We start from the raw sequence: 15,040 nt of genomic DNA on the forward strand, positions 1-15,040 counted from the left end.
CGTTCGCCGCAGGCGAGCGCGTACGAAGGTGCGGACCGCATCGATGCCTCGGAGGCACTCGACCCGGACGGCCGCCCCGGCTGCCGCGGGACCTCCGCCTGCCTGCGGGGGTCACTCTTGCGCCATTTCTGCGGTTTCTCCAGCAGTTCCGGAAGGAGCCCCGCCGAATGGAGATCCGGCGGTTTCGGGATCCTCGGCAAGGGGACCCGGGCCGTCCGGCCGGCCACGGGCCCGTCGGCGAGCCGTTCCGCGCGCGAAGGCGGGGGCAGTTCGGGCGGAGGTTCCGCTCCGGGTGGCGGAGGCGTGAAGGGGGAACGCCCGGACGCCCCGCGCGAACGGGGCGCCCCGTATCCCTTCGGCAACGAAGGAAGCCCGCTCGGGGGAACCGCGACGGGATCCGGGGGCCGCGGCGGATCGGGCGGCGGCTCGGCTCTCGGCGCCCTCACCGTCCTCTGCGGCCTTTTCGGCCGTTCGGCGCAGGCCTCCGCCCTCACCACCGCCGAAGCGGAGGTGAATCGCTCGTCGAGGCTGCTGTCGTCCCCGGCGGCGGAACCGATATCCGGTGCATTCTTGTCGTACAACTCGCCCCACCAGGCGTCCTCTTGGCCGGTGTGCGGGTCCCCCTGCTGGCTCATGCCCTTATTGTCCATACTCTGGGGCATACGGGAAGAGTGCACGGCAGACCTCACCCGGGGATGATGACCGAGTCGAAAAGCGGTCGCGGGGAGGGATGACGTGTGCTCGGTGCCATGGGACTGGAAGAGCCTGCCGCAGTCCGGGAGATGGGCCGTTGCGGGGGGACGCAAAGGGAACGGCAACAGCCCGCGGGACACAGTGGTGTGGAACTGGTGACGGGAGCACGCGCTGTTGACGAACGGCTGCTGCGCATACGGCGCGGCGCAACCGTGGAGATATGCGCACTGCTGGCGGGAAGACCCTGGCGCACGGCCGCCCCGGCCGCCCCTGACGGCACTGACGGCACTGACGGCCCTGACAGCTCGAACGGCTCGGCCGTTTCATCGGACACAGCGTCCGGCATACCCCACCGCACCGTCGTCGAACGTGCCGGCCTCGCCGCGATGCCGGATTCCGGCGATCCGGCTCTGACGCGCGTCGCGGAGCGCGTTCCTGCCGAACTGGTGATCGCTGACCGCGCAGTTGCCCTGCTCCCGCTCACCCCTCGCACGGCCGGGGCCGCCGCGCTCGCCGAGCTGCCCGAGCCGGCGGCCCTGGTCGTCCACCCCGGCCCGCTGCTCGCGTCGCTGGTGAATCTGTTCGAGGACATCTGGAACGAGGCCCTCCCCCTCCGGGTCTGTGCGGACGCGGCGCGGCGCGCGGCCGACGGCTCCGCGGCCGGGCCCGACGCGCTCGACCTGGCGGTGCTCTCCCTGCTGATGGACGGCCTGACCGACGCGAGCGTCGCCAAGCAGCTCGGCCTCGGGTTGCGCACGGTGCAGCGCCGGGTGAAGCGGCTGATGGAGCTGGCCGGGGTGACCACCCGGTTGCAGCTCGGCTGGCACGCGGCGGCCCACGGCTGGACCCCCGCACGCCGCTGAGCGGCGCAGGTGGGACGAGGAGTCGTCTATCGGCCACGGTGGCCGTAATCGTCCGGGGGCGCCGCCGCCCGGCTTCCGGCAACCTTGGTGCATGGGGACGTGGCAGCTGCTCCTGGTCGGCCTCGTCATGCTGCTCGGTCTGCTCGGCGTCGTCACTCCCGGGGTGCCGGGGCCGCTGATCGTATGGGCCGGGGTGCTGTGGTGGTCGATGACCGACCGGACGGCCCTCGCCTGGGCGGTGCTGGCGGGGGCGACGGGCGTGCTGCTGCTGGAGCGGGCCGCCGGCCGGCTGCTGCCGCCCCGCCGCCTGCGGGGAGCGGGCATCACGCGCCGCGCCTTCCTGGTGGCGGGGGTCTCCGGCATCGCCGGCTTCTTCGTCGTCCCGGTGCTGGGCGCGGTCCCCGGGTTCGTCGCCGGGCTCTACGGCGTGGAGCGCAGGCGCCTGGGCGGCCACGGCGCGGCGTGGGCGTCCACCCGGAACGTGATGCGGGCGCTGGGCACGAGCGTGCTCGTGGAGCTGTTCGCGTGCCTGCTCGTCGTGGGGATGTGGATCGGCGCGGTCACGGCCGGGTGAGCCCGGCGGGGCTCCGGCGCGGGGGCGCCGGGCCGGCTCCGGCTCACCCCGCGGTCGCCGCTCACCGGCCCGCCGGGCCCGTGATGCCTTCCAGGGCGAGCAGGGCGCGCTTGCGGTCCAGGCCGCCCGCGTAGCCGGTGAGCGAGCCGTCCGCGCCGATCACCCGGTGGCAGGGCCGCAAGACGAGCAGCGGGTTGGCGCCGACGGCCCCGCCGACCGCGCGGACCGCGGCCCGGGAGGCGCCGACGCGGGCGGCGAGCTCGCCGTAGGTGGTGGTGGCGCCGTAGGGGATGGCGTCCAGGGCGTCCCAGACGCGGCGGCGGAACTCCGTGCCCTCCGCGGCGAATTCGAGGCGGAAGTCCTGCGACTCGCCCGCGAAGTACGCGGTGAGCTGCCGCTCGGCCTCGGCGAAGGCGGCACTGTCGCGCTGCCAGCCCGGGGCCACGGCGGGGGCGTTCTTCTGGCCCGTCACGGACAGGGAGGCGATGGCGGTCCCGCCGGGGGCGGCGGCGGAGGGACGGCCGGTGACGAGGAGCGGGCCGAGAGGGCTGGCGATCTCGCTGTAGAGGGTGGTCATGGTCGGGCGTCCTTGCGGTTCGGGGCGGCCGTGGCCGCCAGGTGCCAGAGGTGGTGGAGGGCGTAACTGCGCCAGGGGCGCCAGGCGTCGGCGGCGCCGGGGCCCGCGCCGAGCACGGCCAGGCCGTGGCGGACGCCGGTGTCCTCGCCGAGGAGGACGTCGGGGTCGCCGAGGGCGCGCATCCGGACGTAGCCGGCGGTCCAGGGCCCGATGCCGGGGAGGGCGAGCAGGGCCCGGGCCGCCTCGTCGCGGTCCGCGCCGGGGTCGAGGCGGACCGCGCCGTCGGCCAGGGCCGTGGCCGTCGCGCGCAGGGCGCGCTTGCGGGCGTCCGGCATGCCGATCTCGCCGAGGTCGGCGTCGGCGAGGGCGGCCGGCTCGGGAAAGAGGTGGGTGAGGCCGCCGTCGGGTGCGGGCAGCGGCTTGCCGTAGGCGGCGACGAGGCGCTCGCCGAGGCGTGCCGCGGCGCCCACGGTCGCCTGCCGGCCCAGCACGGCGCGCACGGCCAGTTCCTCGCCGTCCGCGGCGCCGGGCGAGCGCAGGCCGGGCCGGGCGGCGACGAGCGGGCGCAGCAGGGGGTCGGCGCCGAGCCGCTCGGCGACGGCGTACGGGTCGGCGTCGAGGTCGAACAGGCGGCGTACGCGCTGGACGGCGGTGGCCAGGTCGCGGGGGTCGGTGAGGTGGAGCCGGCAGTCGAGCCAGGCGCCGTGCCGGCCGTCCCCGGGGCGGGGCTCGTGGACCTCGGCGATGCCGGTGCCGTAGGGCAGGCGCAGGGTGCGGCGGTAGAGGCGGGCGTCGGGGGCGCCGAGGACCTCCTCGACGCCCGGGACGGCGCGCCGCTGCAGGAAGTCGAAGACCTCGCGGGCGGCGTAGGGGCCGCGGTGGGCCAGCCGCAGCGGGATGCCGGCGCCGGCCGGCCGGCGGGTCTTGCACCCGCGCAGGCCGCTGGGGGTGGCGGCGTAGATCTCGCGGATGGTGTCGTTGAACTGGCGCACGCTCGCGAAGCCCGCGGCGAAGGCGATGCCGGTGACCGGCATGTCGGTGGTCTGCAGCAGGACGCGCGCGGTGTGGGCGCGCTGGGCGCGGGCGAGGGCGATGGGGCCGGCGCCGAGCTCCTGCGTGAGCTGGCGGTGCACCTGCCGGGCGCTGTAGCCGAGGCGGGCGGCGAGGCCCGCGACGCCGTCGCGGTCGACGACGCCGTCGCCGATCAGCCGCATCGCGCGGCCGACGAGGTCGGCTCGGACGTTCCACTCGGCGGAGCCGGGGGCGGTGTCGGGGCGGCAGCGGCGGCAGGCCCGGAAGCCGGCGCCCTGCGCGGCGGCGGCCGAGGGGTAGAAGCAGGCGTTCCGGCGCTTGGGGGTCACCGCGGGGCAGCTGGGACGGCAGTAGATGCCGGTGGTCTTCACGGCGAGGAAGAACTCGCCGTCGAAGCGCGCGTCCCGGCTGCGTACCGCTTGGTAGCGGGTTTCGTCGTCCACGGGGGCCGTGGTGCGCAGGGTGTCCGTCACGTGTCCCAGTCTGCGGCATCCGCACCCCCACCACTGGCGGAAATCGGACGGGGCCCTCGGGGGCGCGGGGCACGCGATACGGCTCGGGGGTGCCGGAACGCATCCGGCACCCCCTGAGGGCCTACGCGCCGCTGCCGCGTTTGCGGGCCCAGGCCTCGCGGCCTTCCGCCGACTTCTGTTTCCAGTCGCGGCGGATCTCCGCCCGCAGGCGGGCGTCGGTGCGGGAGGCGATCCACATGTTCTCGCGCTGCAGCTTGCGGTAGCTGTCGAGGCGCCGCTGCCCCAGCTCCCCCGAGCCGACCGCCGCGAGGACGGCGCAGCCCGGCTCGGCGGCGTGGCCGCAGTCGTGGAAGCGGCAGTCGGCGGCCAGCTCCTCGATTTCGGCGAACGTCTGCGAGAGGCCGCTCTCGGCGTCCCACAGGCCGACGCCGCGCAGCCCCGGGGTGTCGATCAGGACCCCGCCGAAGGGCAGCCTGAGCATGTTGCGCGTGGTGGTGGTGTGGCGGCCCTTGCCGTCCCGGTCGCGAGCGGAGTTGACGCCCTGGACCTCCTCGCCGACGAGGGCGTTGGCGAGGGTGGACTTGCCGGCGCCGGACTGGCCGAGCAGCACGGACGTGCCCCCGGCCAGGGAGGCGGCGAGAACGTCGACGCCCTCGCCGGTCTCCGCGCTGACGGCGAGGACCTGGGCGCCCGGCGCCACGGTCTCCGTGTCGGCGACGAGGTGGCCGAGGACGACCGGGTCGGCCACGAGGTCGGCCTTGGTGAGGACGACCACCGGCACGGCACCGCTCTCCCAGGCCAGCGTCAGGAACCGCTCGACGCGGCCCAGGTCCAGCTCCACGGCCAGCGAGACCGCGATGACCGCGTGGTCGACGTTGGCGGCGAGGACCTGGCCCTCGGAGCGCTTGGAGGACGTGGAGCGCACGAAGGCGCTGCGCCGGGGCAGCAGGCCGAGGACCAGGCCGCGGCCGGTGTCGACGGCGGCCCAGTCGCCGGTGCACATGATGTTCAGCGGGTCGCCGGTGGTGACGAGCGCGGTGTCGGCCTGCACGGTACGCACGCCGGCGCCGTCGGGCGCGGGCACGACGACGTCGCAGCGGCCCCGGTCGACACGCACGATACGGCCGGGGACGGCGCCCCCGGCGGATGCGGTGAACTCGGTGAAGCTGTCAGCGAACCCTTCGTCCCAGCCGTAGGGGGCGAGAGGGTGTGAGAGCTCGGTCAAGACGGTGTTCCTTAAAGGAGGAGAAGGAAGGAGTGACGGACTTCTGCTGGGTGCGGGCCGTGACAGTCATCGGTCCTCGCCTCCTCTCCTGGGAACACGCGTCCTTCGCGCTGGGGTGAGCTTAAGCAGGGCGGACGGGCGTGCGCGAAGGGTTTTTCCTTCGCCTTCGCTATTCGCCTTCGTTACCGGCCTTCGTTAATTGCGCCGCTTCGCGTGCCGCGCGTGCTTCGGCTGGTGGGCCTCCTTCTGGAGGCGGGCGCGGACGTCGTCAGGGGGCAGGAACTGCGCCCACCGCTCCGGGAACTCCGACGGCGGCTCGCGGTCCTGGCCGATCACGCCCTCGTCCGGGCCGTAGTCGTCGGGGTCGTCCTCCAGGCCGGCCTCCCGCGCGCGGGCCGCGCGCTCGGCCGCCTCCTGCGCGGCGGCCGCGGCCCGCAGCCGGTCGACGTCGGCGCGCGCGGCGGCGGTGGCCACCGAGGGCCACACCCGGTCGAGCGCGGCGTTGACGGCCGCTCCGACGAGCACGGCGAAGGCCGAGACGCCGATCCACAGCAGCACGGCGACGGGCGCGGCGAGGGAGCCGTAGATGGTCAGGCCCTCCACCGTGTGGGTGAGGTAGATCCGCAGCAGGAAGCTGCCGAACACCCACATCGTCAGGGCGACGAGCGCCCCGGGGATGTCCTCCTGCCAGGGCGAGCGGACCGGCACGGACACGTGGTAGAGCGTGGTCAGGAAGGCGATGCACAGCACGATGACCACGGGCCAGTACAGGAACCGGACGACGTCGGCGCTCCAGGGCACGACGTCCACCACGGCCTCGGGCCCGGCGACCAGCAGCGGCAGCGCCACCGCCCCGATGAGCAGGGCCACGATGTAGAGGAGGAAGGCGAGCAGGCGGGTGCGGACGATGCCGCGCTTGCCCTCCAGCCCGTACATGATCGTGATGGTGTCGACGAAGACGTTGACGGCGCGCGAGCCGGACCACAGCGCGATCGCGAAGCCGACGGAGATCACGTCCGGGCGGCCCTTGGTGACGTCCCGCAGGAGGGGCCGGGCGATCTCGTTGACGCCCTTGTCGCTGAGGACCGTCGCGGACGCCTTGAGGATGTTCTCCTGGATGGAGCCGATGGTGTTGGTGCCGGTCCAGTCGTCCAGGTAGCCGAGCAGTCCGAGGAGGCCCAGCAGCAGGGGCGGCAGGGACAGCAGGGTGAAGAACGCGGCCTCCGCGGCGAGCCCGGTGACGCGGTATTCGATGCAGGAATTGACCGTGTCCTTCAGAAGAAGCCACGCCATCCTGCGTTTCGAGACATTTCGGTACAGGACGCGAGCCCTGTGCAGCCGGCCGGCCCGACGCCCCGGTGATTCGTTTGCTGCCTGCACGCTCTAACCGTATCCGCCCTGGCAGCGTCGGCTCGCACGCCCGCCGAACAGACGGGCGAGGCGGGGCGGGACGAGGGCCCGGTGGAGGGTGATGCTGCGCCGACTCGGCACCACCCTCCGGCCGCTCTCCCCCACCATCCGCCCGCGGCGCGCCCCCGCGCAACGGTTGCATGGAGTTGCAATCCTGCGGATGCCCCCGCGGACGGGCCCGCGGGACGGCACCATGGCAGCGTGAACCGCGGAACCACCGACGAACGCCTGCTGCCGGCCGTCCGGGAGGCCTGCCTGGGTGACGCGCGGCCTCCCGTGCCCCCGCGCCCGGTCATCGGGCAGTCCTGGCACCGCGTCCGGCTGCGGGGCGTCGATCCGGAGAAGGGCGGCTCGTCCCCGCCGCTGCCGACGGACGAGGTCGAGCAGCGCCGGCAGCGCACGCCGCTCGCCGCGCTGCTCGGCCAGCTGCGCGAGGGCCTGGGCTCCGTGATCGACATCGAGCGGCACCTGATGGCCGTCACGGACGCCGAAGGACGGGTGCTGTGGCGGCAGGGGAACGCGGGCGTGCTGCGCAGCGCCGACCGGCTCGGCTTCGACGTGGGGGCGTCGTGGGCGGAGGAGCTCGTGGGCACCAACGGCATCGGCACCTCGCTGGTCGAGCGGCGGCCGGTGCAGGTGCGCTCGGCCGAGCACTTCGTCCGCACCCACCACGCGTGGACGTGCGCGGCGGCCCCGCTGCACGATCCGCGCGACGGGCGCCTGCTGGGCGTGCTGAACGTCAGCGGCCCCGCGCCGGTGTTCAACCCGGCCACGCTGCCGCTGGTCACGGCGGTCGCCAAGCTGGGCGAAGGGGAGCTGCGGGCGCGGCACTGGGAGTCGGTGGAGCGGCTGCGGGCGGTCGCGGCGCCCATGCTGGCCCGGCTGGGCGGGCGGGCGCTGGTGGTCGACCGCGACGGCTGGGCGGCGGCGGTGACCGGCCTCGGGCCGGTCGGCCGGGTCGCGCTGCCCAAGTCCGTACAGGCCGGGCGGGTGTGGCTGCCCTCGCTCGGGCTGTGCTCGCTCGCGCCCCTGCCGGACGGGTGGCTGGTGCGGGTGGAGGAGGCGCCGCGGGCCGAGCTCGTGCCCAGCCGCGTCGTCCTCGACGTACGCGGCCCGCGCCGCTGGACGGTCACGGTCGCGGGCGCCGCCGGCGAGTGGTCGCAGGAGCTCAGCCCGCGCCACGCGGAACTGCTGTACGTGCTGGCGCGGCACCCCGGGGGGCGTTCCGCCGCGGAGCTCGCGGCGGACCTGTTCGGCGACGCCTCCCGTACGGTCACGGTCCGCGCGGAGATGTCCCGCATGCGGCGCACCCTGGCGGGCGTCCTCAGCCACCGCCCGTACCGCTTCGCGGACGGCGTGGACGTCCGCCTCCTGACCCCGCCCCGCGGCGAGGACCTCCTCCCGTCGTCAAGGGCCCCGGTAGTCCTGACGGACCGCACCCACCTCCCGACCGGCCCGGACTGACCACCGGCGATCCCCTCCGCCGCGACAGCGATCACCCCCCGACAGGCACCCGGTGGTGCCGAACCAACCCCGGGGCCCGCCCCCCGGCTGGAGCCCAGCGATCCCCTCCGCCGCCACGGCGATCCACCCCCGACAAGGCACCCGGCGGTGCCGAGCCAACCCAGGGCCCGCCTGGCACCGCCGGGCCCCACCGCCGTGGCTGAGCACCACCGCGGCGGAAAGAGATCGCGGTCCCCGCGGAGCGGGCCCCGTGGTTGGGTGGGGGTATGAGCATGCGTACAACCACCGTGACCACCTGGTCACTGGAACAGACCTCGCCGGCCGACCTCGTGCCCGTCCAGGTGCCGGACGCCGCGTCCGGCATCCGGATCGTCCGCTCCGAGGTGCCCTCGCCCGAGTTCAGCCGCTTCCTCTACACGGCCGTCGGCGGCGACATAACCTGGCTCGACCGGCTGCCCTGGAGCCACGAGCAGTGGCGCGCACACCTGGAGCGGCCCGGCGTCGAGACGTGGGTGGCGTACGAGCACGGGACGCCGGCGGGCTACATCGAGCTGGAGCCGCAGCCGGAAGGCACGGTCGAGATCGTCTATTTCGGGCTGATCGCGGCGTTCCGCGGCCGCCGCATCGGCGGGCACCTGCTGTCGTACGGCACCGCTCGCGCCTGGGACCTGGCCGACCGCTGGGAGGGCCTGGAGCCGACCCGGCGGGTCTGGCTGCACACGTGCAGCCTGGACGGCGAGCACGCCGTGGCCAACTACGAGAAGCGCGGCTTCCGTTTGTTTGCGACCACGACGGAGGAGCAGCCGGAGAGCGCACCGCCCGGCCCCTGGCCGGGCGCCCACGCCTGAGCACAGGCGCCGCACCCGGCACCCGCGGCACAGGCCGCCGAGCGATCCCGTCCCGCAATACGGGACGGGATCGTCCGCATTACGGACAATGGTGGACTGGCCTGATCCGGCCGTGCCACGCTTCCCCCATGTCCGGAGCTGGAATCGTCTTGGTGAGTCGGCGTCACGTCGACCTCGTCCGCGTGTCCAGCGCCATCTGTCCGGCGGGCTGACGTCTCAGCACCAGCACTGCCGTTTTCTGACTTTCGCCCGCTCCCCCGCCGTCCCCGATGCCGCGGACGAGCGTCCCCCTTGCGCACCCTCGCAGCCCCGTGAGCACCCGCACCCCCTCCGCACAGGCGCCAGGCACCCGCCACCAGGCACCGGCCACCCGTACGGAGGCACCCGGGCGCACCCGTGGGCGTACCCGCAGGCCACCGAAGGACATACCGCCATGGCTGCCACCTCGCACACCCCCTCCGCCGCCACGTCCCGCCGCAAGGCCGGCCGCCACCGCGGCGAGGGCCAGTGGGCCGTGGGCCACTTCACCCCGCTCAACGGCAACGAGCAGTTCAAGAAGGACGACGACGGTCTCAATGTGCGGACACGCATTGAGACGATCTACGCGAAGGCCGGCTTCGACTCCATCGACCCCAGCGACCTGCGCGGCCGCATGCGCTGGTGGGGGCTGTACACCCAGCGCAAGCCGGGGATCGACGGCGGCAAGACCGCGATCCTCGAACCGGAGGAGCTGGACGACAAGTACTTCATGATGCGGGTGCGCATCGACGGCGGCCGGCTCACGGTCGCCCAGTTGCGCGCCATCGGCGAGGTCTCGCAGACCTACGCCCGCGGCACGGCCGACATCACCGACCGGCAGAACATCCAGCTGCACTGGGTGCGCATCGAGGACGTGCCCGCCATCTGGGAGAAGCTGGAGGCCGTCGGGCTGTCGACGACGGAGGCGTGCGGCGACTGCCCGCGCGTGATCATCGGTTCACCGGTCGCCGGGATCGCCGCGGACGAGATCGTCGACGGCACACCGGCGATCGAGGAGATCGAGCGCCGCTACATCGGCAACAGGGAATTCTCCAACCTGCCGCGGAAGTTCAAGTCCGCGGTCTCCGGCTCGCCGGTGCAGGACGTGGTCCACGAGATCAACGACGTCGCGTTCGTCGGCGTCGTCCACCCCGAGTTCGGGCCCGGCTTCGACGTGTGGGTGGGCGGCGGCCTGTCCACCAGCCCCCGGCTCGGGGAGCGCCTCGGCACCTGGGTGCCGCTGGAGGACGTGCCGGACGTGTGGGCGGGCGTCGTCGGCATCTTCCGGGACTACGGCTACCGGCGGCTGCGCAACCGCGCCCGGCTGAAGTTCCTCATGGCCGACTGGGGTCCGGAGCGCTTCCGCGACGTCCTGGAGAACGAGTACCTGAAGCGGAAGCTGGCCGACGGGCCGCCGCCGGCCGAGCCGAGCAACCGCTGGCGCGATCACATAGGCGTGCACCGGCAGAAGGACGGCCGCTTCTACGTGGGCTTCGCGCCGCGCGTCGGCCGGGTGGACGGCAGCACCCTCACCAAGATCGCCGACCTGGCGGCGGCCCACGGCTCGGACCGGCTCAACACCACGGTCGAGCAGAAGATGATCATCCTGGACGTGGCGCGGGAGCAGGTGGACTCCCTCGTCGCCGGGCTGGAGGCGCTGGACTTCCGGGTCACGCCCTCCCCCTTCCGGCGCGGCACGATGGCCTGCACGGGCATCGAGTTCTGCAAGCTCGCCATCGTGGAGACCAAGGCGCGCGGCGCCTCCCTGATCGACGAACTCGAGCGCCGCATGCCGGACTTCGAGGAGCCGGTCACCATCAACATCAACGGCTGCCCCAACGCCTGCGCCCGCATCCAGACCGCCGACATCGGCCTCAAGGGCCAGCTCGTGCTGGACGCGGACGGCCGCCAGGTCGAGGGCTTCCAGGTACACCTGGGCGGGGCGCTGGGCCTGCAGGCGGGCTTCGGCCGCAAGGTGCGCGGCCTGAAGGTCACTTCCGCGGAACTGCCGGACTACATCGAGCGCGTGCTGACCCGCTTCGGCGAACAGCGCGAGGACGGCGAGCGGTTCGCGTCCTGGGTCGCGCGCGCCGGAGAGGCGGACCTGTCGTGAGCGGACGCGCGGCACCCTTCTACTGCCCCTACTGCGGCGACGAGGACCTGCGCCCCTCCGAGGAGGGGCACGGGGCCTGGGAATGCGCCGCGTGCAGCCGCGCGTTCCGGCTGTCGTTCCTCGGGCTGCTGGCCCAGCGCCACCGAGGCGGGCAGCCCGTACCCGGCGAAGGGGACGGCACCACATGACCGCCACCGATCTGCGGGCCCTCGCCGAAAGGGCGGGCCGCGAGCTGGAGGAGGCCCCGGCGCCCGAGATACTGCGCTGGGCCGCCGAGACCTTCGGGAAGCGCTTCTGCGTCACCTCCTCCATGGAGGACGCGGTCGTCGCCCACCTCGCCTCGCGCGCCCTGCCCGGCGTCGACGTCGTCTTCCTCGACACCGGCTACCACTTCCCGGAGACCATCGGCACCCGCGACGCGGTCGCCGCCGTGATGGACGTCAACGTCATCACGCTCACGCCGCGCGCGACCGTCGCCGAGCAGGACGCCGCCCACGGGCCGCGGCTGCACGAGCGCGACCCCGACCTGTGCTGCGCGCTGCGCAAGGTCGAGCCGCTGGAGCGCGGGCTGGCCGCGTACGACGCCTGGGCGACCGGGCTGCGCCGCGACGAATCCCCCACCCGCGCGGGCACCCCCGTCGTCGGCTGGGACGAGCGGCGGCGGAAGGTGAAGGTCTCGCCGATCGCCCGCTGGACCCAGGAGGATGTGGACGCGTACGTCGCCGAACACGGCGTCCTGACCAACCCGTTGCTGATGGACGGCTACGCCTCCGTCGGCTGTTCCCCCTGCACCCGCAGGGTCGCGGCGGGTGAGGACGCGCGCGCCGGCCGCTGGTCGGGGCTGGCCAAGACCGAATGCGGGCTGCACGGATGACACAGGAGCAGGAGCAAGCGATGAGCGGGGCCACCATCTGGCTCACCGGCCTGCCGAGCGCGGGCAAGACCACGATCGCCCGGGCGCTGGCCGGGCGGCTGAGCGCCGAGGGACACCGGGTGGAGGTGCTGGACGGGGACGAGGTCCGCGAGTTCCTCTCGGCCGGGCTGGGCTTCTCCCGGGAGGACCGGGACACCAACGTGCGGCGGATCGGCTTCGTCGCGCAGCTGCTCGCCGCGCACGGCGTGAAGGTCCTCGTCCCGGTGATCGCACCGTACGCGGACTCCCGCGAGGCGGTGCGCAAGCACCACCAGGAGCGGGGCACCGGCTATCTGGAGGTGCACGTGGCAACCCCCGTGGACGTGTGCTCGGCGCGCGACGTCAAGGGCCTGTACGCCCGGCAGGCGGCGGGCGAGATCTCCGGGCTGACCGGCGTCGACGACCCCTACGAGGCGCCGGACGCCCCGGACCTGCGGATCGAGGCGCACGAGCAGGGCGTCGCGGAGTCGGCGGGGGCGCTGCACGCCCTGCTGGCGGAGCGGGGGCTGGCATGAGCGCCGCGGGAAGCCCCTTCGCCCTGCCGCACCTGGAGGTGCTGGAGTCGGAGGCGGTGCACGTCTTCCGCGAGGTGGCGGGCGAGTTCGAGCGCCCGGTGCTGCTGTTCTCGGGCGGCAAGGACTCCATCGTCATGCTCCACCTGGCGCTGAAGGCCTTCGCGCCCGCGCCGCCGCCCTTCGCCCTGCTGCACGTGGACACCGGCCACAACTTCCCGGAGGTGCTGGCCTACCGCGACCGCACCGTCGCCGAGCACGGGCTGCGCCTGCACGTGGCCTCCGTCCAGGAGGCCATCGACACCGGCCGGGTCCGCGAGCGCCCCGACGGCACCCGCAACCCCCTGCAGACGGTCCCCCTGCTCGACGCGATCGCCCGCCACCGCTTCGACGCCGTCTTCGGCGGCGGCCGCCGCGACGAGGAGAAGGCCCGCGCCAAGGAGCGCGTGTTCTCCCTGCGCGACGAGTTCGGCGGCTGGGACCCGCGCCGCCAGCGCCCCGAGCTGTGGCAGCTCTACAACGGCCGCCACGCCCCCGGCGAACACGTCCGCGTCTTCCCGCTGTCCAACTTCACCGAGCTCGACGTCTGGCAGTACATCGCCCGCGAGAAGATCGAGCTCCCCGCCATCTACTTCGCCCACGAGCGCGAGGTCTTCTCCCGCAACGGCATGTGGCTCGCCCCCGGCGCCTGGGGCGGCCCGCGCGAGGACGAAGAGGTGCGGATACGCACGGTGCGCTACCGAACGGTCGGCGACATGTCCTGCACCGGCGCCGTCGACTCCCGCGCCGCCACCACCGAGGAGGTCATCGCCGAGATCACCGCCTCCCGCCTCACCGAGCGCGGCGCCACCAGAGCCGACGACAGACTCTCCGAAGCCGCCATGGAAGACCGCAAGCGCGAGGGGTATTTCTAGCCATGAGCACGGTGCACGACACGACCACGGCCGCGACCTCGCTGCTGCGCTTCGCCACCGCCGGATCCGTCGACGACGGCAAGTCGACGCTGGTCGGGCGTCTGCTGCACGACTCCAAGTCCATCCTGGCCGACCAGCTGGAGGCCGTCGAGCACGCCTCCCGCAGCCGCGGCGCCGACGCCCCGGACCTGGCGCTGCTGACGGACGGCCTGCGCGCCGAGCGCGAGCAGGGCATCACCATCGACGTCGCCTACCGCTACTTCGCCACGCCCCGGCGGCGCTTCATCCTCGCCGACACCCCCGGCCACGTGCAGTACACGCGCAACATGGTCACCGGGGCGTCCACCGCCCAGGCCGCCGTCGTCCTCGTCGACGCCCGCAACGGCGTCGTCGAGCAGACCCGCCGCCACGCGGCCGTCGCAGCGCTCCTGCGCGTCCCGCACGTCCTCCTCGCCGTCAACAAGATGGACCTCGCCGGCTACGCGGAGCCCGTCTTCGCCGCGATCGCCGAGGAGTTCACGGCCTACGCGAGCGGGCTGGGCGTCCCCGAGGTGACGGCCATCCCCGTCTCCGCGCTCGCCGGTGACAACGTGGTGGCGCCCTCCGCGCACATGGACTGGTACGGCGGCCCCACCGTCCTGGAGTACCTGGAGACGGTGCCCGTCGTCACCGACCCCACCGCCGACCCGGCGCGGTTCCCCGTCCAGTACACGATCAGGCCGCAGACGGCCGAGCACCCCGACTACCGCGGCTACGCGGGACAGATCGCCTCCGGGGTGCTGCGCGTCGGCGAGCCCGTCACCGTGCTGCCCTCGGGGCGCACGAGCACGATCGCCGCCATCGACGCGCTCGGCCGGGGCGTCGACGTGGCCTGGGCGCCGCAGTCGGTGACCGTGCGCCTCGCCGACGACCTCGACGTCTCCCGCGGCGACCTCATCGCCCCCACCGCAGGCGCGCCGCAGGTCACCCGGGACGTCGAGGCCACCGTCTGCCACCTCGCCGACCAGCCGCTGCTCCCCGGCGCCCGCGTCCTGCTCAAGCACACCACCCGCACCGTCCGGGCCATCGTCAAGGACATCCCCTCCCGCCTCACCCTCGACGACCTCTCCCAGCACCCCGCGCCGGGCCGCCTGGAGGCCAACGACATCGGGCGCGTCACGCTGCGCACCTCCGAGCCGCTCGCCCTCGACCCCTACGCCGGCTCCCGCCCCACCGGCTCCTTCCTCCTCATCGACCCCGTCGACGGCACGACGCTGACCGCCGGCATGGCGGGCGAGGCCTTCGCGGCGGACCCCGGGCAGCCGTCCGACGACGACGGATGGGACTTCTGAGATGACGACGACGATCGCGAACGGTTCGGCGGGCGGCATCGGCCGATGTGCGCGCTGACGCCCGTACCGACGGCGTCAGC

At 74.0% G+C, this 15,040-nt stretch carries 15 protein-coding genes; 11 read left to right on the forward strand and 4 right to left on the reverse strand.

Going from position 1 to position 15,040, the window contains the following annotated elements:
• Positions 1 to 1,079 precede the first annotated feature (1,079 nt).
• On the forward strand, positions 1,080 to 1,556 hold the full coding sequence (locus ACSNOG_RS27400) for a helix-turn-helix transcriptional regulator (protein WP_436755379.1): 477 nt from the start codon (positions 1,080 to 1,082) through the stop codon (positions 1,554 to 1,556).
• A gap of 91 nt (positions 1,557 to 1,647) precedes the next feature.
• Positions 1,648 to 2,130: a DUF456 domain-containing protein gene (locus ACSNOG_RS27405; RefSeq protein ID WP_436755380.1), complete on the forward strand. Its 483-nt coding sequence runs from the start codon at positions 1,648 to 1,650 to the stop codon at positions 2,128 to 2,130.
• Positions 2,131 to 2,191: 61 nt separating this feature from the next.
• Here ACSNOG_RS27405 and ACSNOG_RS27410 read toward each other — a convergent pair whose 3' ends face one another.
• The 4 genes from ACSNOG_RS27410 to ACSNOG_RS27425 form a co-directional block, all read right to left on the reverse strand.
• Positions 2,192 to 2,707 carry a methylated-DNA--[protein]-cysteine S-methyltransferase gene (locus ACSNOG_RS27410; protein ID WP_436755381.1) on the reverse strand — a complete coding sequence of 172 codons (516 nt, stop codon included), beginning with the start codon at positions 2,705 to 2,707 and terminating at the stop codon, positions 2,192 to 2,194.
• Positions 2,704 to 4,182, reverse strand: coding sequence for a DNA-3-methyladenine glycosylase 2 family protein (locus ACSNOG_RS27415; protein ID WP_436755391.1), 1,479 nt, complete (start codon positions 4,180 to 4,182; stop codon positions 2,704 to 2,706). Before ACSNOG_RS27415 ends, ACSNOG_RS27410 begins: the two co-directional genes overlap by 4 nt.
• 151 nt (positions 4,183 to 4,333) lie before the next feature.
• On the reverse strand, positions 4,334 to 5,437 hold the full coding sequence (gene rsgA, locus ACSNOG_RS27420) for a ribosome small subunit-dependent GTPase A (protein WP_436755382.1): 1,104 nt from the start codon (positions 5,435 to 5,437) through the stop codon (positions 4,334 to 4,336).
• Positions 5,438 to 5,632: 195 nt separating this feature from the next.
• Positions 5,633 to 6,817 carry a YihY/virulence factor BrkB family protein gene (locus tag ACSNOG_RS27425; RefSeq protein ID WP_436755383.1) on the reverse strand — a complete coding sequence of 395 codons (1,185 nt, stop codon included), beginning with the start codon at positions 6,815 to 6,817 and terminating at the stop codon, positions 5,633 to 5,635.
• A gap of 231 nt (positions 6,818 to 7,048) precedes the next feature.
• Here ACSNOG_RS27425 and ACSNOG_RS27430 point away from each other — a divergent pair, with 231 nt between their 5' ends.
• The 9 genes from ACSNOG_RS27430 (at position 7,049) to ACSNOG_RS27470 (ending at position 14,960) form a co-directional block, all read left to right on the forward strand.
• Positions 7,049 to 8,311 (forward strand): GAF domain-containing protein, encoded by a 1,263-nt coding sequence (locus ACSNOG_RS27430; protein WP_436755384.1) that lies wholly within the window; start codon positions 7,049 to 7,051, stop codon positions 8,309 to 8,311.
• A gap of 272 nt (positions 8,312 to 8,583) precedes the next feature.
• Positions 8,584 to 9,159, forward strand: a complete 576-nt coding sequence (locus ACSNOG_RS27435) for a GNAT family N-acetyltransferase (RefSeq protein ID WP_436755392.1) — start codon at positions 8,584 to 8,586, stop codon at positions 9,157 to 9,159.
• A 128-nt stretch (positions 9,160 to 9,287) separates the two neighbouring features.
• Complete coding sequence (locus tag ACSNOG_RS27440) at positions 9,288 to 9,371, forward strand: putative leader peptide (RefSeq protein WP_353620284.1); 84 nt, start codon at positions 9,288 to 9,290, stop codon at positions 9,369 to 9,371.
• 221 nt (positions 9,372 to 9,592) lie between these two features.
• Complete coding sequence (locus ACSNOG_RS27445) at positions 9,593 to 11,290, forward strand: nitrite/sulfite reductase (protein ID WP_436755385.1); 1,698 nt, start codon at positions 9,593 to 9,595, stop codon at positions 11,288 to 11,290.
• Entirely contained in the window at positions 11,287 to 11,478 is a 192-nt protein-coding gene (locus tag ACSNOG_RS27450; RefSeq protein WP_436755386.1) for a hypothetical protein, read from the forward strand. The genes ACSNOG_RS27445 and ACSNOG_RS27450 overlap by 4 nt, the downstream gene beginning before the upstream one ends.
• Complete coding sequence (locus ACSNOG_RS27455; protein WP_436755387.1) at positions 11,475 to 12,164, forward strand: phosphoadenylyl-sulfate reductase; 690 nt, start codon at positions 11,475 to 11,477, stop codon at positions 12,162 to 12,164. The genes ACSNOG_RS27450 and ACSNOG_RS27455 overlap by 4 nt, the downstream gene beginning before the upstream one ends.
• The gene (gene cysC / locus ACSNOG_RS27460; RefSeq protein WP_436755388.1) at positions 12,146 to 12,718 is read left to right on the forward strand and encodes an adenylyl-sulfate kinase; all 573 of its coding nucleotides are present in this window, start codon (positions 12,146 to 12,148) and stop codon (positions 12,716 to 12,718) included. The genes ACSNOG_RS27455 and cysC overlap by 19 nt, the downstream gene beginning before the upstream one ends.
• Positions 12,715 to 13,629, forward strand: coding sequence for a sulfate adenylyltransferase subunit CysD (gene cysD, locus ACSNOG_RS27465; protein WP_436755389.1), 915 nt, complete (start codon positions 12,715 to 12,717; stop codon positions 13,627 to 13,629). Before cysC ends, cysD begins: the two co-directional genes overlap by 4 nt.
• 2 nt (positions 13,630 to 13,631) lie before the next feature.
• A complete protein-coding gene (locus tag ACSNOG_RS27470) occupies positions 13,632 to 14,960 on the forward strand; it encodes a sulfate adenylyltransferase subunit 1 (RefSeq protein WP_436755390.1) in 1,329 nt (442 codons plus the stop codon).
• The last annotated feature ends 80 nt before the right edge of the window (positions 14,961 to 15,040 follow it).

Origin of the sequence: Streptomyces sp. URMC 124, from assembly GCF_051386455.1 — a bacterium.
Classification (GTDB): Bacteria; Actinomycetota; Actinomycetes; order Streptomycetales; family Streptomycetaceae; genus Streptomyces.

Bases quoted from the DNA above. Each gene is read 5' to 3' on its own strand.
- ACSNOG_RS27405 (WP_436755380.1), top strand. From the start codon at position 1,648: ATGGGGACGTGGCAGCTGCTCCTGGTCGGCCTCGTCATGCTGCTCGGT.
- cysC (WP_436755388.1), top strand. From the start codon at position 12,146: ATGCGGGCTGCACGGATGACACAGGAGCAGGAGCAAGCGATGAGCGGG.
- cysD (WP_436755389.1), top strand. From the start codon at position 12,715: ATGAGCGCCGCGGGAAGCCCCTTCGCCCTGCCGCACCTGGAGGTGCTG.
- ACSNOG_RS27455 (WP_436755387.1), top strand. From the start codon at position 11,475: ATGACCGCCACCGATCTGCGGGCCCTCGCCGAAAGGGCGGGCCGCGAG.
- ACSNOG_RS27470 (WP_436755390.1), top strand. From the start codon at position 13,632: ATGAGCACGGTGCACGACACGACCACGGCCGCGACCTCGCTGCTGCGC.
- ACSNOG_RS27435 (WP_436755392.1), top strand. From the start codon at position 8,584: ATGCGTACAACCACCGTGACCACCTGGTCACTGGAACAGACCTCGCCG.
- ACSNOG_RS27445 (WP_436755385.1), top strand. From the start codon at position 9,593: ATGGCTGCCACCTCGCACACCCCCTCCGCCGCCACGTCCCGCCGCAAG.
- ACSNOG_RS27400 (WP_436755379.1), top strand. From the start codon at position 1,080: ATGCCGGATTCCGGCGATCCGGCTCTGACGCGCGTCGCGGAGCGCGTT.
- ACSNOG_RS27440 (WP_353620284.1), top strand. From the start codon at position 9,288: ATGTCCGGAGCTGGAATCGTCTTGGTGAGTCGGCGTCACGTCGACCTC.
- ACSNOG_RS27410 (WP_436755381.1), bottom strand. From the start codon at position 2,707: ATGACCACCCTCTACAGCGAGATCGCCAGCCCTCTCGGCCCGCTCCTC.